The following is a 21,826-nucleotide window of genomic DNA, read 5'->3' as shown; positions in this document are numbered from 1 at the left end:
GGGTCCCTATTATCTAAAAACAGGAGTCTGTTATGCAAACGTGGTTAAATTTGCAGGATAAAATCATTATCGTCACCGGCGGCGCATCCGGTATTGGTCTGGCGATTGTAGAGGAATTATTAGCACAAGGCGCAAACGTACAGATGGTCGATATTCACGGTGGCGATGGTCAATATGAAGGTCATAAAGGCTATCAGTTTTGGCCGACCGATATTTCCAGCGCCAAAGAGGTAAATCATACGGTAGCGGAAATTATCCAGCGTTTTGGTCGCATCGACGGTCTGGTCAATAACGCCGGGGTCAATTTCCCGCGTCTGCTGGTCGATGAGAAAGCGCCTGCCGGGCAGTATGAACTCAACGAAGCTGCATTCGAAAAAATGGTCAATATCAACCAGAAAGGCGTTTTTCTGATGTCGCAGGCGGTGGCGCGACAGATGGTCAAACAACATGATGGCGTGATTGTGAATGTTTCCTCAGAAAGTGGGCTGGAAGGCTCAGAAGGCCAAAGCTGTTACGCCGCGACCAAAGCCGCGCTCAATAGCTTCACGCGCTCCTGGTCGAAAGAGCTGGGTAAGCACGGTATCCGTGTGGTCGGTATCGCGCCAGGGATTCTGGAAAAAACAGGACTGCGCACGCCGGAATATGAAGAAGCGCTGGCGTGGACGCGCAATATCACCGTCGAGCAGCTGCGTGAAGGCTATACCAAAAATTCCATTCCTATTGGGCGCGCCGGAAGATTAGCAGAAGTGGCTGATTTTGTTTGTTATCTGCTGTCTGAACGCGCCAGCTATATCACCGGAGTAACCACTAACATTGCAGGCGGCAAAACGCGCGGCTAAGGAGGCTTTATGGTCAATGCCATTTTTTGCGCCCACGGCAAATTAGCCTGCGCCATGCTGGAATCGGTTCAGATGGTGTACGGCGATGCCAGGGTCGAGGCAGTTGAATTTGTGCCCGGCGAGAACGCCGGAGACATTGTGGCAAAGCTGGAGAAGTTAGTGAGCATTCACAATCATGACGAGTGGCTAATCGCCGTGGATTTACAGTGCGGTAGCCCGTGGAATGCAGCAGCGACGCTTGCGATGCGCAATCCGCACCTGCGGGTGATCAGCGGCCTTTCCCTGCCACTGGCGCTCGAACTGGTTGATAACCAGGACAGCATGAATGTTGATGAACTGTGTGAACACCTGACGCAAATCGCAAAGCAAACCTGCGTTGTCTGGAAACAACTGGCAACGGCAGAGGAGGATTTCTGATGAACATTACGCTCGCCCGCATTGATGACCGCCTGATCCACGGCCAGGTCACAACCGTCTGGTCGAAAGTGGCTAACGCCCAGCGCATTATTATCTGCAATGACGAGGTGTATAACGATGAAGTTCGCCGGACATTATTGCGTCAGGCCGCCCCGCCGGGAATGAAGGTTAACGTGGTCAATATTGAAAAAGCCGTCGCGGTTTATCACAACCCGCAATATCAGGACGAAACCGTTTTTTATCTTTTCACTCGCCCACAGGATGCCTTAGCGATGGTTCGCCAGGGGGTAAAAATAGACACCCTGAATATTGGCGGCATGGCCTGGCGGCCCGGTAAAAAACAGTTAACCAAAGCGGTTTCATTAGATGATGATGATATTAACGCATTTCATGAGTTAAATAATCTTGGCGTCATACTGGATTTACGCGTCGTAGCGTCAGATCCCTCAATCAATATTATCGACAAAATAAACGAACAGTTAATCGCAAATTAAATAATAGCGCCTGTGTACATATGCTTTAACAGGCAGGGATGACGACACTTAAAAGGTGACAAATCATGGAAATAAGTACCCTACAAATCATTGCTATATTTCTTTTTTCCTGTATTGCCGGAATGGGCAGCGTGCTGGATGAATTTCAGACTCATCGCCCGTTAATTGCCTGTACGGTGATTGGTTTAATTCTCGGTGATTTAAAAACCGGAATAATACTCGGTGGTACGCTGGAATTGATAGCTCTCGGCTGGATGAACGTCGGCGCGGTGCAATCTCCGGATTCCGCGCTCGCCAGCATTATCTCCGCCATTCTGGTTATCGTTGGTCAGCAAAGCATCGCCACCGGTATCGCCATCGCGTTGCCTGTGGCTGCTGCAGGCCAGGTACTGACGGTGTTTGCCCGCACCATCACCGTAGTGTTCCAGCACGCGGCGGATAAAGCAGCGGAAGAAGCACGGTTTCGCACTCTCGATATTCTGCATGTCTCCGCGCTTGGCGTGCAGGCGCTGCGCGTTGCTATTCCGGCACTGATTGTCTCGCTGTTCGTCAGCGCCGATATGGTCAGCAATATGTTAAACGCCATTCCCGAATTTGTGACCCGAGGACTACAGATTGCTGGCGGTTTTATCGTGGTGGTCGGTTACGCCATGGTGCTACGTATGATGGGCGTGAAATATTTGATGCCTTTCTTTTTCCTCGGTTTCCTCGCAGGTGGCTACCTCGATCTCAGTCTGCTGGCGTTCGGTGGCGTCGGCGTGATCATGGCCCTGCTCTACATCCAGCTAAATCCACAGTGGCGTAAAGCTGAACCTCAACTCCAGGCCACCGCCTCCACCGCCCTTGACCAACTTGACGATTAACGGAGCCATCATGGAACAGAGAAAAATTACACGCAGCGATCTGGTGAGCATGTTTCTGCGCTCCAACCTGCAACAGGCGTCCTTTAACTTTGAACGTATTCACGGGCTGGGTTTTTGCTACGACATGATCCCCGCCATCAAGCGACTTTACCCATTAAAAGAGGATCAGGTTGCGGCGCTCAGGCGACACCTGGTGTTCTTCAATACCACGCCAGCCGTATGTGGCCCGGTCATCGGCGTCACTGCCGCCATGGAAGAGGCGCGGGCCAACGGCGCGGAAATTGATGACGGTACCATTAACGGCATCAAAGTCGGTCTGATGGGACCATTGGCAGGAGTTGGCGATCCACTGGTCTGGGGAACGCTGCGCCCGATTACCGCCGCGCTCGGCGCATCTCTGGCACTTTCGGGCAACATTCTCGGCCCGCTGCTGTTTTTCTTTATTTTCAATGCGGTGCGTCTGGCGATGAAGTGGTATGGCCTACAGCTCGGCTTTCGCAAAGGGGTGAATATCGTCAGCGATATGGGCGGGAATGTGCTGCAAAAACTCACCGAAGGCGCGTCGATTCTCGGACTGTTTGTGATGGGCGTGCTGGTGACCAAATGGACGTCAATCAACGTACCGTTGGTGGTTTCACAAACGCATGCCGCCGATGGCTCCACCGTCACCATGACCGTGCAGAACATTCTCGACCAACTTTGCCCTGGTTTGCTGGCGCTCGGTCTGACGCTACTGATGGTTCGTCTGCTCAACAAAAAAATTAACCCGGTATGGCTGATTTTCGCCCTGTTTGGCTTAGGGATTATCGGCAATGCGCTGGGCTTCCTGTCCTGATTCTTCGCCCCGGCACGACTGCCGGGGCCATCGCTCAACATGAGGTGGTTTATGAAAACAACAGCTCTGCGTCTTTATGGTAAACGTGATTTACGCCTGGAAACCTTTGATCTTCCTGAAATGCAGGAGGATGAAATCCTCGCGACGGTGGTCACCGACAGCCTGTGCCTCTCTTCCTGGAAAGAGGCCAATCTGGGTGAAAACCATAAAAAAGTACCCGACGATGTGGCGACCAACCCCATCATCATCGGCCACGAGTTTTGCGGCGATATTCTGGCCGTGGGTAAAAAGTGGCAGCACAAATTCCAGCCGGGTCAGCGTTATGTGATTCAGGCCAACCTGCAACTCCCCGACCGCCCGGACTGCCCCGGCTACTCCTTCCCGTGGGTAGGCGGCGAAGCCACGCATGTGGTTATTCCCAACGAGGTCATGGAACAAGATTGCCTGCTGGCATACGACGGCGAAACCTATTTTGAAGGCTCGCTGGTTGAACCGCTTTCCTGCGTGATTGGCGCGTTCAACGCCAACTATCATCTTCAGGAAGGTAGTTATAACCACACGATGGGGATTCGCCCGCAAGGGCGCACGCTGATCCTCGGCGGCACCGGACCAATGGGACTGTTGGCGATTGATTATGCGCTACATGGACCCGTTAACCCGTCGCTGCTCGTCATTACCGATACCGACAACGACAAATTGAGTTATGCGCGCAAGCACTATCCATCAGAACCGCAAACACTGATTCATTATCTCAATGCCGCCGATGCAGCATTTGATACGTTAATGGCACTGAGTGGCGGTCACGGCTTCGATGATATTTTCGTCTTTGTGCCTAATGAAGGACTGGTGACTCTCGCCTCTTCCTTGCTGGCGACAGATGGTTGCCTGAATTTCTTCGCCGGACCGCAGGATAAACATTTCAGCGCGCCAATTAATTTCTACGATGTGCATTATGCATTTACCCACTACGTGGGCACGTCAGGCGGCAATACCGATGACATGCGCGCAGCAGTCAAATTGATTGAAGAGAAAAAAGTGCAGGCCGCAAAAGTGGTAACACATATTCTTGGGCTGAATGCCGCGGGCGAAACCACGCTTGAATTGCCTGCCGTCGGCGGCGGCAAAAAGCTGGTGTATACCGGGAAATACCTGCCGCTTATGTCACTCACGCAGATTCAGGATCAAGCACTGGCGGCAATTCTGGCGCGTCATCAGGGGATCTGGTCCGGTGAGGCGGAGCAATATCTGCTCACTCATGCAGAGGCAATTTCCCATGATTAATCGCGCTACTTAACTCTGCATGTCGCTGGCTGGTCGCCGCGGCAACTTCGCGACCGGATGTGCGGCTGATTGCTGAAGCAGCACAATTTGCATGAGAAGGATAAAAAATATCAGCGCCTTAAGGGGCGCTCAAATTGGTGGCAAAGTACACATTGTTTATGCCGGATGCGGAATGAAGCCTTATTCGGCCTACATAATCTCGAAAATTCAATATATTGCAGTTATCTGGTAGGACTGGTAAGCGTAGCGCATCAGGCAATGCTGTGTTTGTCATCAGTCTCAGCGCCCGGTGCAATACGTGACATCGTGAGCCATGTCAGTAAGTGGTTAAATTCGCAGTGGTAGCATGCCTTCCGTGATTTCTTACTAACCGGAGAAGTAATGGAACTGCTTTTATTGAGTAACTCGACGCTGCCGGGTAAAGCCTGGCTGGAACATGCGCTGCCGCTAATTGCTGAACAGTTGCAGGGTCGCCGCTCAGCGGTGTTTATCCCTTTCGCTGGCGTAACGCAGACCTGGGATGATTACACAGCGAAAACGGCTGCGGTTCTCGCTCCGCTGGGTGTTTCTGTCACCGGTATTCATAGCGTTGTCGATCCCGTTGCCGCGATTGAAAATGCTGAGATCGTGATTGTCGGCGGCGGTAATACTTTCCAGTTGCTGAAACAGTGCCGCGAGCGCGGGCTGCTGGCACCAATTACTGACGTGGTGAAACGTGGCGCGCTGTATATTGGCTGGAGCGCAGGCGCTAACCTTGCTTGCCCAACCATTCGTACCACCAACGATATGCCGATTGTCGATCCGCAAGGTTTCGATGCGCTAAATCTGTTCCCGCTGCAAATCAACCCGCACTTCACCAACGCGCTGCCGGAAGGTCATAAAGGTGAAACCCGTGAACAGCGTATTCGCGAACTGCTGGTCGTCGCGCCAGAACTCACAATTATTGGTCTGCCGGAAGGTAACTGGATCACAGTGAGTAAAGGTCACGCTACGCTGGGTGGCCCGAACACCACTTATGTGTTTAAGGCTGGTGAAGAAGCGGTTCCGCTGGAAGCGGGTCACCGTTTTTAAGTGAATTGCCGGATGCATGATCCGGCATCTTGTACATAGTGCCTGATGCGACGCTTTACATGTCTTATCAGGCCTTCAGGGTCACGGTATTAATACTCGTCCCGTCCTTCATCTTCATCCGGCTGTTCCAGCACACTGTAAGCCACCGAACAAAACAGCGAGTTCAGACGCTGCATATCTCCCAGTAAGCCTAAATGTAGCGAACTGGTTTCAATGCTTTGCACGTTTTGCTGATGCAGGCGATCGACGTGGGCATGGGAATAGCGGCGATTAAGAATGCGAAAACGATGTTTGCTGCGGCGCAAACGACGAGCGCTGGTGACATCGCCAGAGAAGAACACCGACATTGCCAGCTTTAAATTACTGAGCAATTGCTCATAGAGTGCATCCAGTTCCTTCAACCCATCAAGCGAAAATGCCCGCCGTGCTGCCAGTGATTTGTCGGCAATTTCACTCCCCATGCGCTCGACGATATCGGAGGCCTGTTCAAGGTTGAGCGACATTTCGATGATCTCCGCCCAGCGGCGCGACTCTTCCTCCGCCAGCTCTTCTTTTGGCATCCGCGCCAGATACAGCTTAATGGCGGTATAGAGAACGTTGATATCATCTGCCAGCTTACGCAGCTCTTTCTCCTGCCGTGGCTCGCCGTGCATCACTTTATTCAACCCTTCCATCATCTGTTCCATGGCGTCGCCAATGCGCAGGGTTTCGCGCGCGGCGTTCGCCAGAGCAAGCGTGGGCGTATCCAGCGCGCTGACATCCAGATGTTTGGGCCGTAGCTGGGTATCCAGTTCCGGTTCATCGCGAATAATCGTTTTGCAAAACCGTGCCATCGGGTCAACAAATGGCAGCATGACCAGGCAGCGTACAAGGTTGTAGAAGACGTGGAAATAGATCACCAGTTCCGCTTTTGGCAATGACAACTTCCCCATTGTCTCTGCCAGCAAATGAACAAACGGCAGGATAATCAGGCTACCCACCAGCTTAAACAGCAGACTACCCAGCGCGACACGGCGGGCTGCGGCATTGGCGGCACTGTTGTTGAGCATCGCCAGCAGGCCGGAACCGAGGTTAGCACCAATCACCAGACAGAGCGCCACGGGGAAGGAGATAATGCCTGCAGCGGTCAGAGTCGCGGTCAGCAGTACAGCAGCAAGGCTGGAGTAGCTGATAATGGCGAACATCGCGCCAATCAGCGCATCCAGCAGAATATCGCCGGTCAGCGAGGCAAAGATCACCTGAACGCCGTTTGCCTGGGTGATCGGCGTTACGGCCTGCACAATCAACTCCAACGCCAGCAAAATCAACCCAAGACCAATACCGACGCGGCCCAGTTGCCCGGCGCGTGACTGTTTGCGTCCGAGGAAAAAAATCACGCCGATAAAAATAAGTAATGGTGACAGCCAGGATAAATCGAAGGTGAGAATACGCGCCATTAGCGCCGTCCCGACATCTGCACCCAGCACAATCACCAGAGCCGGTGCGAGGGCTACCAGATCCTGAGCGACGAACGAGGTCACCAGCATGGTGGTGGCATTACTGCTCTGTACCAGTGCGGTAACGCCGATCCCCGCGCAAAAGGCGAGCGGCTTTTTTTCGACGCTCCGGCTAAGGACAGTACGCAAACGCGCGCCGAAGACGCGCATTACGCCGGTTCGAACAATATGAGTCCCCCAGACCAGCAGGGCGACGGCAGAAAGCAGGTGAAGCAGCGTTAACACGAGTTCAGGTTCTCCTTATCGTTATATGTTCCTGAAGCAATTGAATGACCAAAGGACCGGAAACACGCTGACTGGCATCTTTACTGTGCCTTTTGACCTTCGTTTTTCCGGCTAAGATTATTCCAGCCTGATTCCAGTATAAGTGTTTCATATTAATAAAGAGACAGGGCACTCATTGAGCGCCCTGTTTGTTGTAAGGAAAAGTGACAGATTTGTGAATCAGTCCGCGTCATACCCCAGATTCGGTGCCAGCCAGCGCTCAACATCTGAGACGCTCATACCTTTACGGCGGGCATAGTCTTCAACCTGATCGCGCTGGATTTGCGCCACCGCGTAATACTTGCTGTCCGGGTGGCTGAAGTACCAACCCGAAACCGATGCACCAGGCCACATGGCGAAAGATTCTGTGAGTTTCATGCCAGTGTGTTTTTCCACTTCCAGCAGCTCCCAGATGGTGGCTTTTTCCGTATGTTCCGGGCAGGCCGGATAGCCCGGTGCCGGACGGATGCCCTGATAGTTTTCGCGGATCAGCTCTTCGTTGCTGAGGTTCTCGTTCGGCGCATAGCCCCAGTAGACTTTACGCACACGCTCATGGAGATACTCCGCAAAGGCTTCGGCTAAACGGTCGGCAAGCGCTTTCACCATGATTTTGTTGTAATCATCGTGCTGCGCTTCAAAGGCATCAGCCAGTGCGTCCTCTTCCAGCCCGCCAGTCACGGCAAATGCACCGATGTAATCTGCTTTACCAGAAAGCTTCGGCGCAACGAAGTCAGCGAGACAGTAGTTAGCGAAGCCGGTTTTTTCGGTCTGTTGACGCAGATGGTGGCTGACGTTGATCACATGGGTACGCGTTTCGTCACGGTAGATTTCAATGTCATCGCCCACACGGTTTGCCGGGAACAGGCCCACCACGCCACGCGGATTCAGCGTTTTTTCGGCGCTTAATTTATCCAGCATGTCGTTGGCGTCTTTAAACAGCCGCTGCGCCTCAACGCCTACCACTTCATCTTCCAGAATGCGCGGATACTTCCCGGCCAGCGACCAGGTCATAAAGAACGGTGTCCAGTCGATGTAATTACGCAGCGTTTCGATGCTGGCTTCGACTTCCTGCACGCCGAGACGGTGCGCCACCGGCGGCGTATAAGCCTGCCAGTCAAAAGCGAAGTCGTTATCACGCGCCGCTTCCAGCGTGACCGGTGGTGTGCGCGGTTTCTTGCGCCCGTGCTGAATACGTACGGTTTCGTACTCCTTGCGGGTACGAGCGACAAAATCATCACGCTGAGTATCGGAAAGCAGCGCCGCCACCACACCAACGGTGCGCGATGCGTTCTGTACATACACCGTCGGGCCGCTGTAGTTCTGCTCAATTTTCACCGCCGTGTGCGCTTTTGAGGTGGTCGCGCCGCCAATCAGTAACGGAATGGTGAAGCCCTGACGCTCCATCTCTTTCGCCACGTTAACCATCTCGTCCAGCGACGGCGTGATCAATCCTGAAAGGCCAATCAAATCAGCATTCACTTCTTTGGCGGTACGGAGAATTTTTTCCGCAGGCACCATCACGCCGAGATCGACAATTTCGTAGTTGTTACATTGCAGCACCACACCAACGATATTTTTACCGATGTCGTGGACGTCGCCCTTCACGGTGGCGATCACCATCTTGCCGTTGGTTTTGCCCTGCTCTTTGCTGGCTTCAATAAACGGTTCGAGGTAGGCCACCGCCTGCTTCATCACACGCGCCGATTTGACCACCTGTGGCAGGAACATTTTGCCTTCGCCGAACAGATCGCCGACCACGTTCATGCCGTCCATCAACGGGCCTTCAATCACTTCAATCGGGCGCGTAGCCTGCTGGCGGGCTTCTTCGGTATCCTGCTCGATAAACTCGGTAATGCCTTTGACCAGCGAGTATTCCAGACGTTTATTCACTTCCCACGAGCGCCACTCCGCCTGCTGGGCGTTGGCGGTGTCGTCGGTTTTGCTGCCGCGATATTTCTCGGCAAGCTCCAGTAAACGCTCAGTGCCATCGTCGCGACGGTTAAGAATCACATCTTCCACCGCGTCGCGCAGTTCAGCGGGTAGGTCGTCGTAAATCGCCAGCTGCCCGGCGTTGACGATCCCCATATCCATGCCATTGCGAATAGCGTAGTAGAGGAACACCGCGTGAATGGCTTCGCGCACCGGATCGTTACCACGGAATGAGAAAGAAACGTTAGATACGCCGCCGGAAATCAGCGCGTGCGGCAGTTCGCGTTTGATGTCTTCACACGCGCCGATAAAGTCCTGTGCGTAGTTGTTGTGCTCTTCAATGCCAGTTGCGACCGCGAAGATGTTCGGGTCGAAGATGATATCTTCTGGCGGGAAGCCAACCTCTTCGGTGAGGATTTTGTACGCCCGACGGCAAATCTCGATTTTCCGCGCGCGGGTATCGGCCTGCCCCTGTTCGTCAAAGGCCATTACCACAACTGCCGCACCGTAACGACGCAACAATTTCGCGTGATGGATAAAAGCGTCGACGCCTTCTTTCATCGAAATAGAGTTAACAATGCCTTTGCCCTGGATACACTTCAGACCTTTTTCAATGACATCCCATTTTGAGGAGTCGATCATAATCGGCACGCGAGCGATATCCGGTTCACCGGCAATCAGATTGAGAAAACGCACCATCGCCGCTTCGGCGTCGAGCATCCCTTCATCCATATTGATATCGATAATCTGCGCACCGTTTTCCACCTGCTGGCGGGCCACATCCAGTGCCTCGCTGTATTTCTCTTCTTTGATCAGGCGCTTGAACTTAGCGGAACCGGTGACGTTGGTGCGTTCACCCACGTTCACAAACAGGCTATCTTCGCCAATGCTCAGCGGCTCCAGGCCGGACAAACGGCAGGCTACGGGGATTTCCGGCAGTTTGCGCGGCGCTAATCCTTCTACTGCACGAGTCATCGCGGCAATATGTTGTGGCGTGGTGCCACAGCAGCCGCCGACGATATTGAGAAAGCCCGCTTGCGCCCATTCACGTATCTGTTTTGCCATCGTGTCGGCGTCGAGATCGTACTCACCAAAGGCGTTGGGTAGCCCGGCGTTCGGGTGCGCTGTGACGTAGCATTCCGCAATCCGTGATAATTCCTGCACGTACTGGCGCAGTTCGTCTGGCCCCAGCGCACAGTTAAGGCCGAAAGTCAGCGCTTCGGCGTGGCGCAGAGAGTTATAAAACGCTTCGGTGGTCTGCCCGGAGAGCGTGCGCCCGGAGGCGTCGGTGATGGTGCCGGAGATCATAATCGGCAGCTCAACGCCCAGCGCTTCAAACTCCGTTTTCACCGCAAAGACCGCCGCTTTGGCGTTAAGGGTGTCGAAAACGGTTTCAATCAGGATCAGATCCGCACCACCTTCCACCAGCGCTTTGGTGGATTCGCGATAGGCCGCCACCAGCTGGTCAAAAGTGATGTTGCGGAATGCCGGATCGTTGACGTCCGGAGAAATAGACGCCGTGCGGTTGGTCGGGCCGAGAACACCGGCAACGTAGCGCGGTTTCTCCGGCGTGCGCGCGGTCCACTCATCAGCACAGGCGCGCGCCAGTTTCGCCGCCGCAAAGTTGATTTCCGCCGACAGGGATTCCATCTGGTAATCCGCCATCGCAATGGTTGTGGAGTTGAAGGTGTTGGTTTCGATGATATCCGCGCCCGCTTCAAAGTAGGCGTTGTGGATAGCGGCGATCACTTCCGGTTTACTGAGTACCAGCAGGTCGTTGTTGCCTTTGAGGTCGCATGGCCAGTCGGCAAAGCGTTCACCACGAAAATCGGCTTCGTTCAGTCGATAGCTCTGGATCATAGTGCCCATACCGCCGTCCAGCACCAGAATACGTTCATTTAACTGCGCACGCAGTTGTTCCACTTTGCTGCTCACACTTGCTCCCGACACGCTCAACCCAGATTTAATAAAAATTCAACAAACCATACTGGCATAAACGCATCTGTGGTAAAAGCGACCACCACGCAACATGAGATTTGTTCAACATTAACTCATCGGATCAGTTCAGCAACTATTGCATTAGCTAACAATAAAAATGAAAATGATTTCCACGATACAGAAAAAGGAGACTGTCATGGTCGCACCCATTCCCGCGAAACGCGGCAGAAAACCCGCCGTTGCCACCGCACCAGCGACTGGACAGGTTCAGTCTTTAACGCGTGGCCTGAAATTACTGGAGTGGATTGCCGAATCCAATGGCAGTGTGGCACTCACGGAGCTGGCGCAACAAGCCGGGTTACCCAATTCCACGACCCACCGCCTGCTAACCACGATGCAACAGCAGGGTTTCGTGCGTCAGGTTGGCGAACTGGGACACTGGGCAATCGGCGCACATGCCTTTATGGTCGGCAGCAGCTTTCTCCAGAGCCGTAATTTGTTAGCAATTGTTCACCCTATCCTGCGCAATCTAATGGAAGAGTCTGGCGAAACGGTCAATATGGCGGTGCTTGATCAAAGCGATCATGAAGCGATTATTATCGACCAGGTACAGTGTACCCACCTGATGCGAATGTCCGCGCCTATCGGCGGTAAATTACCGATGCACGCTTCCGGTGCGGGTAAAGCCTTTTTAGCCCAATTAAGTGAAGAGCAGGTGACGAAGTTACTGCATCGCAAAGGCTTACATGCCTATACCCACGCGACGCTGGTGTCTCCTGTGCATTTAAAAGAAGATCTCGCCCAAACGCGCAAACGGGGTTATTCATTTGACGATGAGGAACATGCGCTGGGGCTACGTTGCCTTGCAGCGTGTATTTTCGATGAGCACCGTGAACCGTTTGCCGCAATTTCTATTTCCGGACCGATTTCACGTATTACCGATGACCGTGTGACCGAGTTTGGCGCGATGGTGATTAAAGCGGCGAAGGAAGTGACGCTGGCGTACGGTGGAATGCGCTGACTTTTTCTGGCGGGCAGAGGCAATATTCTGCCCATCATACCTGAGTGGCAATAGAATAAGGGTGTCTGTTAATCGCATTGACGCCAAAATAACTTAATGTCATACACTTCACACACTTTTATTAACTCAGTATTATTTTTAAACATCAAACCACTTAATTATTAACAAAATCGCAAGATCTCATTCCACCGAAACTTTTACGGCTGCATTATGAGATTGAGCGATTTATGATATTTCTTTACTTGTAATCATATTAAATTTTTTCACTGTTCTGATAGTTAAAATTCAAGACATCAATAAACAATGAGATATTTAAATGATTACTCGTATTCCTCGTAGTTCTTTCTCTGCAAATATTAATAATACAGCCCAGACAAATGAACACCAAACCCTGAGTGAATTGTTTTATAAAGAACTCGAGGATAAATTTTCTGGCAAGGAGCTGGCGACGCCTCTATTAAAAAGCTTCTCAGAGAACTGTAGACAAAATGGTCGTCATATCTTTAGTAACAAGGATTTTGTCATTAAGTTTTCCACGTCCGTCTTACAGACTGATAAAAAAGAAATTACGATAATTAATAAAAATGAAAACACGACACTCACTCAAACCATTGCTCCAATATTTGAAGAATACCTGATGGAAATTTTACCTCAACGCTCAGACACTCTTGATAAACAAAAATTAAATCTAAAATCAGATAGAAAAGAAAAAGAATTTCCAAGAATTAAACTTAATGGTCAATGTTATTTTCCGGGGCGACCCCAAAACCGTATAGTATGCCGACACATTGCTGCACAATATATTAATGATATTTATCAGAATGTTGACTACAAACCTCATAAAGATGATTACTCTTCAGCTGAAAAATTTCTCACTCACTTCAACAAAAAATGCAAAAACCAGACTTTGGCGTTGATTTCCAGCCGTCCTGAGGGGCGTTGCGTTGCTGCCTGCGGTGATTTCGGGCTAGTTATGAAAGCATATTTTGACAAGATGGCATCAAATGGCATCAGTGTTATGGCAGCCATATTATTGGTGGATAACCATGCTTTGACGGTCCGGCTAAGAATAAAGAACACAACTGAAGGATGTACCCATTACGTGGTTTCGGTTTATGATCCAAATGTAACTAACGATAAAATAAGAATCATGAGCGAAAGTAAAGAGGATATTAAACACTATTCACTGATGGACTTTATGAATGTAGATTATAGCCTCCTGAAATGGTCAAATGATCATGTTATTAACCAATCTGTTGCAATAATTCCAGCACTTCCGAAAGAACAGCTATTGATGCTAAAAGGATCTGTGGATGAAATAACCCCTCCATTATCACCTGCAACGATGAATTTGCTAATGGCAATTGGTCAGAATCATCAACTTACGCAACTGATGACTCAACTCCAGAAAATGCCAGAACTACATAGAACAGAAATGTTGACTGCCTATAATAGTATTAACCTCCCCGGTTTATATTTGGCTATAAATTATGGTAATGCGGATATCGTTGAGACTATTTTCAATTCATTGTCAGAGCCAGGATATGAAGGGTTACTCTCGAAAAAAAATCTCATGCATATTCTGGAGGCAAAAGATAAAAATGGTTTTTCTGGATTATTTTTAGCGATATCACGTAAGGATAAAAATGTTGTAACCTCGATTCTGAACGTCTTACCTAAACTGGCCGCAACACATCATTTAGATAATGAACAGGTGTATAAATTCCTGAGTGCCAAAAATAGAACGTCCAGCCATGTTTTATACCATGTTATGGCGAATGGTGATGCCGACATGCTGAAAATTGTTTTGGACGCGTTACCTTTGTTAATTCGCACATGTCATTTGACTAAAGAACAGGTACTCGATCTCCTGAAGGCAAAGGATTTTTATGGTTGCCCAGGACTATACCTGGCGATGCAAAATGGACATAGCGATATCGTGAAAGTTATTCTCGAAGCATTACCCTGTCTGGCCCAGGAAATTAACATTTCAGCTTCCGATATTGTAGATCTTCTGACCGCTAAAAGTCTTGCGCGCGACACGGGTTTGTTTATGGCCATGCAGCGCGGACATATGAACGTTATTAAGACTATTTTTAACGCATTACCCACTCTGTTTAATACGTTTAAATTCGATAAAAAAAATATGAAGCCCCTCCTCCTGGCAAATAATTCTAATGAATATCCCGGTTTGTTTTCAGCGATACAGCATAAACAACAAAACGTTGTAGAGACGGTTTATCTTGCTTTATCTGACCATGCACGTCTGTTTGGATTTACTGCTGAAGATATTATGGATTTTTGGCAACACAAAGCGCCACAAAAATACTCTGCCTTTGAGTTGGCTTTTGAATTGGATCACCGGGTTATTGCTGAATTAATCCTTAATACGATAAATAAGATGGCTGAAAGCTTTGGCTTTACGGATAACCCTCGATACATTGCGGAGAAAAATTATATGGAAGCTTTACTCAAAAAAGCATCTCCCCATACCGTACGCTAAATCTTTGCCTGCGCCGATACGCATAAACATCTTCCACATGTCCTTCACGAATACGGTTTTGTAGTGCGCGCCAGTAATCAGCGCGGAACAGGTCGGCGTGCATCTCTTCAAAGAGTGGCCCAATGCGGGGGTCGGCGCATAGCCAGTGGCGAAACTCTTCCGGGAAAACATCGCCCGGCGAGACGCTGTACCACGGTTCGCTGGCAAGTTCGTCCTCCGGGTAGCGCGGCGGCGGGATGTCGCGGAAGTTCACTTCCGTCATGTAGCAAATTTCGTCGTAATCATAAAACACCACACGCCCGTGACGGGTGACACCGAAGTTTTTAAACAGCATGTCGCCAGGGAAAATGTTAGCAGCGGCAAGCTGGCGAATAGCGTTACCGTATTCTTCAATGGCATCGCGCAACTGCTGACCTTCCACTTGTTCCAGCCAGATATTGAGCGGCACCATCCGCCGCTCAATATAAAGATGGCGAAGCACAATTTGTTCGCCGAGATCGGTGATTTTTTCCGCTGCTTCCTGGAGCAGTAATGCCATTAATGCCGGGGAAATATGCCGCTTCTCCAGCACAAAGTTTTCAAACTCCTGGGTGTCCGCCATTCGGCCCACGCGATCGTGCTCTTTCACCAGTTGATAGCAGGCGCGAACGTGAGCGGCAGACATCTCTTTCTGCGGCGCGAACTTGTCTTTGATCACTTTGAATACCCGATCAAAGCCCGGCAGCGTAAACACCAGCATCACCATGCCACGAATACCCGGCGCTTCAATGAACTGCTCATTACAGCCCTGGAGATAAACGAGATATTCGCGGTAGCTTTCGGTTTTGGCGTGCTTCTGGCAGCCGATAGCCATATACAATTCAGCGGTGGTTTTACCTGGCAGAATTTCCCGTAGCCACTCGACCAGTGCTGCGGGCAGCGGCGCGTAAACCATAAAATAAGAACGCGCAAAGCCAAAAACAATGCTCGCTTCGGCGGTCGTCGTCAGGCAGGTATCAATAAATAACTCGCCGTCGTCCGTCTGGTGGATCGGCAGCAAAAATGGCAATGTGCCGGAAGGCGTGATCAGTTTGCCTACCAGCCAGGCGGCTTTATTGCGGTAAAACAGTTCGTTCGCCACCTGTAAATGACTTTCCGCGAGGTTGTCTGTCCCCAGCGTTTCCGTCAGATGGCGAACGATGTAATGAATGTCACGGCTTTTATTCTGCCAACGCAGACGCAGCGGCAGATCGCTGATAACGCGCATCAGCAGAGATTCCCAGCCGTGATCGGGGTGAAAGTCTTTCGCCAGCGGGCGGGGAATGGTACGAAAACGGCGCTCTGGCTGGGAGCTAAAGATAAAAAGCCGCTCGGGAGTAAGCGAGCGGTGGTCAAATAACCGACAGTACACGGAGTTAAAAAAGCTCTCCGCAATCTCGAAGCGCGGGTAATCCGGCAACAGCCGGGTGTAATGCTCTTTGACGCGCAGTAAAAATGCCGCGTCCGTGCTTTGGCCGTTGGTAATGCAGCGCAGTTGCTCCACGACCAGACCCACGTGATGATCGTAAAGATGGATACGGTTTTTCATCGCCTGCTGGACAGCGTGCCAGTCGGCTTGTTCGAAACGCTGCTGCGCCCCGGAAGTCACTTCGAGGAATCGACCATACTGAGCGTCGAAACCTTGCAAAATGGTTTGTGCAATCAGTAATTCCAGGCCACGCGGCATCGCCTCTCCTTAATTCGCCCCTCGCCTTACGGAAAGGGGCGTTGGTTGTTAGAACTGCGATTCTTCGGTGGAGCCGGTCAGCGCGGTGACTGAAGACGTGCCGCCCTGAATAATGGTCGTCACTTTATCGAAATAACCTGTACCCACTTCCTGCTGGTGAGATACGAAGGTATAGCCATCTTTCGCAGCGGCAAATTCCGGCTGCTGCACTTTCTCAACGTAATGCTTCATGCCTTCGCCCTGGGCATAGGCATTTGCCAGGTCGAACATGTTAAACCACATGCTGTGGATGCCTGCCAGGGTGATGAACTGGAACTTGTAGCCCATATCCGACAGCTGCTGCTGGAAGCTGGCAATAGTTTTGTCGTCGAGGTTTTTCTGCCAGTTGAACGACGGCGAGCAGTTATAAGCCAGCAGTTTGCCCGGATATTTCGCGTGGATAGCTTGTGCAAAGCGACGCGCCAGTTCCAGGTCTGGCGTGGAGGTTTCACACCATACCAGGTCAGCATATGGCGCATACGCCAGGCCACGGCTGATCGCTTGTTCAATACCTGCATGAGTACGGAAGAAGCCTTCGCTGGTACGCTCGCCGGTAATAAATTCGCTGTCATATGGGTCGCAATCGGAGGTAATCAGATCCGCCGCATCGGCATCGGTACGAGCAACCAGCAGGGTTGGAACGCCCGTCACGTCAGCTGCCAGACGCGCCGCGACCAGTTTCTGAATAGCTTCCTGAGTTGGCACTAAAACTTTGCCGCCCATGTGACCGCATTTCTTCACTGATGCCAGCTGATCTTCGAAGTGAACTGCCGCTGCACCGGCTTCAATCATCGCTTTCATCAGTTCAAAGGCATTCAGGACACCGCCAAAACCGGCTTCCGCATCGGCAACGATCGGCAGGAAGTAATCGACATAGCGCGGATCGCCCGGCTCAATGCCCGCGGACCATTGGATCTGATCCGCACGGCGGAAAGTATTGTTGATCCGCTCCACCACAGCTGGCACCGAGTTTGCCGGATAGAGCGACTGATCCGGATACATGCTGGCCGCCAGGTTAGCGTCCGCCGCTACCTGCCATCCCGACAGATAGACTGCTTCAATACCCGCTTTCGCCTGTTGCAGCGCCTGACCGCCAGTCAGTGCGCCGAGGCTGTTGATGTAGCCTTTTTTCGACTCGCCGTGCAGCAGACGCCACATTTTCGCCGCGCCCAGTTGCGCCAGGGTGCATTCAGGATTGACTGAACCGCGTAATTTCACCACATCTTCCGCGCTGTACGGGCGAGTAATGCCTTCCCAACGCGGTTGAGTCCACTCTTTCTGTAATTCTTCAATTTGTTGTGTACGGGTTTTCATGTGCAGATGCTCCATAGTTATGTGGTGGTTTACGCTAACAGGCGGTAGCCTGGCAGGGTCAGGAAATCTATTAACTCATCGGAAGTGGTGATCTGTTCCATCAAGCGTGCGGCATCGTCAAAACGCCCCTGGGAGAAACGTTCTTCGCCCAGTTCGCTGGCAATGACTTTCATCTCTTCGCCCAGCATCTGGCGGAACAAGGCTTTGGACACCGGTTTGCCATTGCTCAACGTTTTTTGATGATGGATCCACTGCCAGATCGAGGTACGGGAAATTTCAGCCGTCGCCGCATCTTCCATCAGGCCATAAATCGGCACGCAGCCGTTGCCGGAGATCCATGCTTCGATGTACTGCACAGCCACGCGAATGTTGGCGCGCATACCTTCTTCGGTGCGTTCACCATCACAAGGTGCCAGCAGCTGATCGGCAGTAATCGGCGCGTCTTGTTCGCGCATCACTTCAAGCTGATTTTTACGGGAGCCGAGAATGTCGTTGAATACCGCCATTGCCGTATCCGCAAGGCCTGGGTGAGCGATCCATGTGCCATCGTGACCGTTATTGGCTTCCAGCGCTTTATCCGCTTTTACTTTGTTGAGCACCTGGTTATTACGCTCTTCATCTTTGCTCGGAATAAACGCTGCCATGCCGCCCATAGCAAAAGCACCGCGTTTATGGCAGGTTTTAATCAGCAGGCGTGAGTAGGCATTAAGGAACGGTTTATCCATCGTCACTGCCTGTCTGTCTGGCAGGACGCGATCGGGATAGTTTTTCAACGTTTTGATATAGCTGAAGATGTAATCCCAACGACCGCAGTTCAGACCAACAATATGGTCACGCAGCGCGTGAAGGATTTCATCCATCTGGAACACGGCGGGCAGCGTTTCAATCAGCAACGTCGCCTTGATGGTGCCGCGCGGCAGATTAAAGCGATCTTCTGCATAGCTGAAGACTTCGCTCCACCAGGCCGCTTCCTGCCAGGACTGGGTTTTCGGCAGATAGAAATAGGGACCGCTGCCCTTTGCCAACAGTGCCTGATAGTTGTGGAAGAAATAGAGCGCAAAATCAAACAGGCTACCGGGGATTGCCTCACCACGCCAGGTGACATGTTTTTCCGGCAAGTGCAGACCGCGTACCCGACAAATCAACACCGCTGGATTGGGCTTGAGCTGATAAATTTTGCCTGCTTCATTGGTATAGCTGATGGTGCCGTTAACTGCATCACGCAGGTTAATTTGCCCGTCGATCACTTTGTTCCAGTCTGGTGCCAGTGAATCTTCGAAATCGGCCATAAAGACTTTCACATTGGCGTTGAGCGCGTTGATCACCATCTTGCGCTCAACCGGGCCGGTAATCTCTACCCGACGATCTTGTAAGTCCGCGGGAATACCACGAATTTTCCAGTCAGCATCACGAATGGAAGCTGTTTCCGAAATAAAATCAGGCAACGTTCCGTTATCGATATCCTGCTGCTGCTGAATGCGCGCTGCCAGAAGTTTATTGCGTTGTGGCGTAAAATGCGTCACCAGCTCAGTCAGAAATTCTACCGCTTCGGCAGTAAGAATTTGCTTCTCCTGCTCGCCATACGGCCTTATGAAAGCCAGTTCATCGGTTGTTGTTGCCTGTTCAGTCATCGTGCAGCTCCTCGTCATGGATCCGAAAACTTCCCCACTGTGAACGAAGGATCGTTGTGCGCTTTTCGTTCAGCACAACTAAGACTACTCATTTAAAATGCAAAATCAAAAACAATTTCCATTTTAATTAAAAATACCTTATAACTTATTGATAACAATATGAATAAAATTTATTCACCTACTGAGGTGCGTTTCGGAAATAAAAAAGGCACCCGAAGGTGCCTGAGGTAAGGTGCTGAATCGCTTAACGATCGACTATCACAGAAGATTAATCCAGCGTTGGATTCATGTGCCGTAGATCGTATGGCGTGATCTGGTAGACGTAATAGTTGAGCCAGTTGGTAAACAGCAAATTACCGTGACTACGCCAGCTCGCTCGCGGTGTATTTTGCGGATCATTATGCGGAAAATAGTTATACGGTACATCCGGGTCCAGTCCGGCTTCCACATCGCGGAAAAATTCCTGCGCCAGCGTTTGCGCATCATATTCGGGATGGCCCGTCACAAAGGCAATGCGCTTATCTTTGCTGGCAAACAGATATGCATCCCCTTCTTCCGTCTCTGCCAGAATTTCCAGATCGGTATAATCACGAATCAACGCTGCCGGAAAGTCAGCATAGCGCGAATGTGGTGCCAGGAATGAATCATCAAAGCCACGCGTCAGAAGCGCATGAGGATGGAGAATATGATGCTCGTAAACGCCAGAGAGTTTGTCGGTGCGGGTTTGCTTAGGAATGCCGTAGAGGATATTGAGCGCGGCTTGGACCGCCCAACAGACAAACAGCGTCGAGGTGACGTGATCTTTCGACCACTCCAGCACCTGTTTGATCTGCGGCCAGTAAGCGACATCATTAAACTCCACCAGGCCCAGCGGCGCGCCGGTAACTATCAGACCGTCAAAGTTTTGTTCCTGAATATCTTCAAAGTTACAGTAGAAGTTATTCAGATGCTCTGCGGGCGTGTTGCGCGATTCACGGGAATCGATGCGCAACAGCTGAATATCGACCTGCAAAGGTGAGTTTGAAAGCAGGCGCAGAAACTGATTTTCAGTTTCAATCTTCTTCGGCATCAGGTTTAGGATCAGAACCTTAAGTGGACGAATTTCCTGACCAGACGCACGAGAAGTTGTCATCACAAAGACGTTTTCTTCACGCAAGAAATTGACGGCGGGTAGCTCGTCCGGCACACGAATCGGCATAACCTGATTACCTCACTACATACGCTTATACGTTTAGACATCCAGATAGCTGAAGATAACCAGAAAATTTGCCAATGTCGAGTCTGCATGTTGAAGGTGAGAAAGTTTCAAGGAAAAGGCTACGTTAGAATATAAGAATGACGAAAAGGAGAGAAAATGGTTATTAGTATTCGCCGCTCACGGCATGAGGAAGGGGAGGAACTGGTTGCGATTTGGTGCCGTTCTGTCGATGCCACTCACGATTTTTTATCAGCAGAGTATCGGGCCGAGCTGGAAGAGCTGGTGCGTTCCTTCCTGCCGGAAGCGCCGTTGTGGGTCGCGGTTAATGAGCGGGATCGGCCGGTTGGGTTTATGTTGTCAAGTGGGCAGCATATGGATGCGCTGTTTATCGATCCTGATGTGCGCGGCTGCGGCGTGGGTCGGATGCTGGTGAAGCATGCGCTCTCGATGGCACCGGAACTGACAACCAACGTTAATGAGCAAAATGAGCAGGCGGTTGGGTTCTATAAGAAGGTGGGTTTTAAGGTTACGGGACGCTCTGAGGTGGACGATTTGGGGAAACCGTATCCGTTGCTGAATCTGGCGTATGTGGGGGAATAAGCTGCCCCTGCCGTGCCTGCCCAGGCTGGAGAAGACGCGCCAGCGTCGCACCCGGCATTTTTTTTGCACCAACGCAAAAAGGCCATCCTGACGGATGGCCTTTCGCTTAATTTGATGCCTGGCAGTTTATGGCGGGCGTCCTGCCCGCCACCCTCCGGGCCGTTGCTTCGCAACGTTCAAATCCGCTCCCGGCGGATTTGTCCTACTCAGGAGAGCGTTCACCGACAAACAACAGATAAAACAAAAGGCCCAGTCTTCCGACTGAGCCTTTCGTTTTATTTGATGCCTGGCAGTTCCCTACTCTCGCATGGGGAGACCCCACACTACCATCGGCGCTACGGCGTTTCACTTCTGAGTTCGGCATGGGGTCAGGTGGGACCACCGCGCT

At 51.3% G+C, this 21,826-nt stretch carries 16 protein-coding genes and 1 rRNA gene; 10 read left to right on the top strand and 7 right to left on the bottom strand.

What is annotated here, in order from left to right; genetic code table 11:
- Positions 1–32: 32 nt before the first annotated feature.
- From ACJHX3_RS20880 to pepE, 7 genes are all read left to right on the top strand, one after another.
- Positions 33–839 (top strand): SDR family oxidoreductase, encoded by an 807-nt coding sequence (locus tag ACJHX3_RS20880; protein WP_001195425.1) that lies wholly within the window; start codon positions 33–35, stop codon positions 837–839.
- A gap of 9 nt (positions 840–848) precedes the next feature.
- On the top strand, positions 849–1,256 hold the full coding sequence (locus ACJHX3_RS20875; protein ID WP_000245625.1) for a mannose/fructose/sorbose PTS transporter subunit IIA: 408 nt from the start codon (positions 849–851) through the stop codon (positions 1,254–1,256).
- Positions 1,256–1,750, top strand: coding sequence for a PTS system mannose/fructose/N-acetylgalactosamine-transporter subunit IIB (locus ACJHX3_RS20870; RefSeq protein ID WP_001027849.1), 495 nt, complete (start codon positions 1,256–1,258; stop codon positions 1,748–1,750). The genes ACJHX3_RS20875 and ACJHX3_RS20870 overlap by 1 nt, the downstream gene beginning before the upstream one ends.
- Before the next feature lie 65 nt (positions 1,751–1,815).
- Positions 1,816–2,613 (top strand): PTS mannose/fructose/sorbose transporter subunit IIC, encoded by a 798-nt coding sequence (locus tag ACJHX3_RS20865; RefSeq protein WP_094322032.1) that lies wholly within the window; start codon positions 1,816–1,818, stop codon positions 2,611–2,613.
- A gap of 10 nt (positions 2,614–2,623) precedes the next feature.
- Positions 2,624–3,448, top strand: a complete 825-nt coding sequence (locus tag ACJHX3_RS20860; RefSeq protein ID WP_000437902.1) for a PTS system mannose/fructose/sorbose family transporter subunit IID — start codon at positions 2,624–2,626, stop codon at positions 3,446–3,448.
- Positions 3,449–3,499: 51 nt separating this feature from the next.
- On the top strand, positions 3,500–4,729 hold the full coding sequence (gene sorE / locus ACJHX3_RS20855) for an L-sorbose 1-phosphate reductase (protein ID WP_000858557.1): 1,230 nt from the start codon (positions 3,500–3,502) through the stop codon (positions 4,727–4,729).
- A gap of 381 nt (positions 4,730–5,110) precedes the next feature.
- On the top strand, positions 5,111–5,800 hold the full coding sequence (gene pepE / locus ACJHX3_RS20850; RefSeq protein WP_000421763.1) for a dipeptidase PepE: 690 nt from the start codon (positions 5,111–5,113) through the stop codon (positions 5,798–5,800).
- Positions 5,801–5,889: 89 nt separating this feature from the next.
- Here the strand turns inward: pepE and ACJHX3_RS20845 are convergent, their stop codons facing one another.
- On the bottom strand, positions 5,890–7,521 hold the full coding sequence (locus ACJHX3_RS20845; protein WP_000956830.1) for a Na/Pi cotransporter family protein: 1,632 nt from the start codon (positions 7,519–7,521) through the stop codon (positions 5,890–5,892).
- A 219-nt stretch (positions 7,522–7,740) separates the two neighbouring features.
- On the bottom strand, positions 7,741–11,424 hold the full coding sequence (gene metH, locus ACJHX3_RS20840) for a methionine synthase (RefSeq protein ID WP_000096062.1): 3,684 nt from the start codon (positions 11,422–11,424) through the stop codon (positions 7,741–7,743).
- A 199-nt stretch (positions 11,425–11,623) separates the two neighbouring features.
- Between metH and iclR the strand changes: the two genes are divergently transcribed.
- A complete protein-coding gene (iclR, locus tag ACJHX3_RS20835) occupies positions 11,624–12,448 on the top strand; it encodes a glyoxylate bypass operon transcriptional repressor IclR (protein ID WP_000226403.1) in 825 nt (274 codons plus the stop codon).
- A gap of 316 nt (positions 12,449–12,764) precedes the next feature.
- A complete protein-coding gene (gene espL4 / locus ACJHX3_RS20830) occupies positions 12,765–14,951 on the top strand; it encodes a type III secretion system effector EspL4 (protein WP_094308021.1) in 2,187 nt (728 codons plus the stop codon).
- On the opposite strand, the gene aceK is transcribed toward espL4, so the two are convergent.
- The 4 genes from aceK to metA form a co-directional block, all read right to left on the bottom strand.
- Positions 14,920–16,656, bottom strand: coding sequence for a bifunctional isocitrate dehydrogenase kinase/phosphatase (aceK, locus tag ACJHX3_RS20825; protein WP_094308020.1), 1,737 nt, complete (start codon positions 16,654–16,656; stop codon positions 14,920–14,922). The genes espL4 and aceK overlap by 32 nt on opposite strands.
- A gap of 48 nt (positions 16,657–16,704) precedes the next feature.
- Positions 16,705–18,009 carry an isocitrate lyase gene (gene aceA / locus ACJHX3_RS20820; RefSeq protein ID WP_000857856.1) on the bottom strand — a complete coding sequence of 435 codons (1,305 nt, stop codon included), beginning with the start codon at positions 18,007–18,009 and terminating at the stop codon, positions 16,705–16,707.
- A 29-nt stretch (positions 18,010–18,038) separates the two neighbouring features.
- Complete coding sequence (gene aceB, locus ACJHX3_RS20815; protein ID WP_000138866.1) at positions 18,039–19,640, bottom strand: malate synthase A; 1,602 nt, start codon at positions 19,638–19,640, stop codon at positions 18,039–18,041.
- Between the two features lie 268 nt (positions 19,641–19,908).
- On the bottom strand, positions 19,909–20,838 hold the full coding sequence (gene metA, locus ACJHX3_RS20810) for a homoserine O-succinyltransferase (RefSeq protein ID WP_001122782.1): 930 nt from the start codon (positions 20,836–20,838) through the stop codon (positions 19,909–19,911).
- Positions 20,839–20,994: 156 nt separating this feature from the next.
- On the opposite strand from metA, the gene ACJHX3_RS20805 reads away from it, so the two are divergent.
- Positions 20,995–21,438, top strand: coding sequence for an acetyltransferase (locus ACJHX3_RS20805; protein WP_000236993.1), 444 nt, complete (start codon positions 20,995–20,997; stop codon positions 21,436–21,438).
- A 284-nt stretch (positions 21,439–21,722) separates the two neighbouring features.
- On the opposite strand, the gene rrf is transcribed toward ACJHX3_RS20805, so the two are convergent.
- Positions 21,723–21,826: ribosomal RNA gene (rrf, locus tag ACJHX3_RS20800) — 5S ribosomal RNA — on the bottom strand; the annotation flags it as partial.

This window comes from Escherichia sp. WS1265 (assembly GCF_046487585.1).
GTDB lineage: Bacteria > Pseudomonadota > Gammaproteobacteria > Enterobacterales > Enterobacteriaceae > Escherichia > Escherichia coli.
This window is presented reverse-complemented; position numbering and strand designations above follow the sequence as displayed.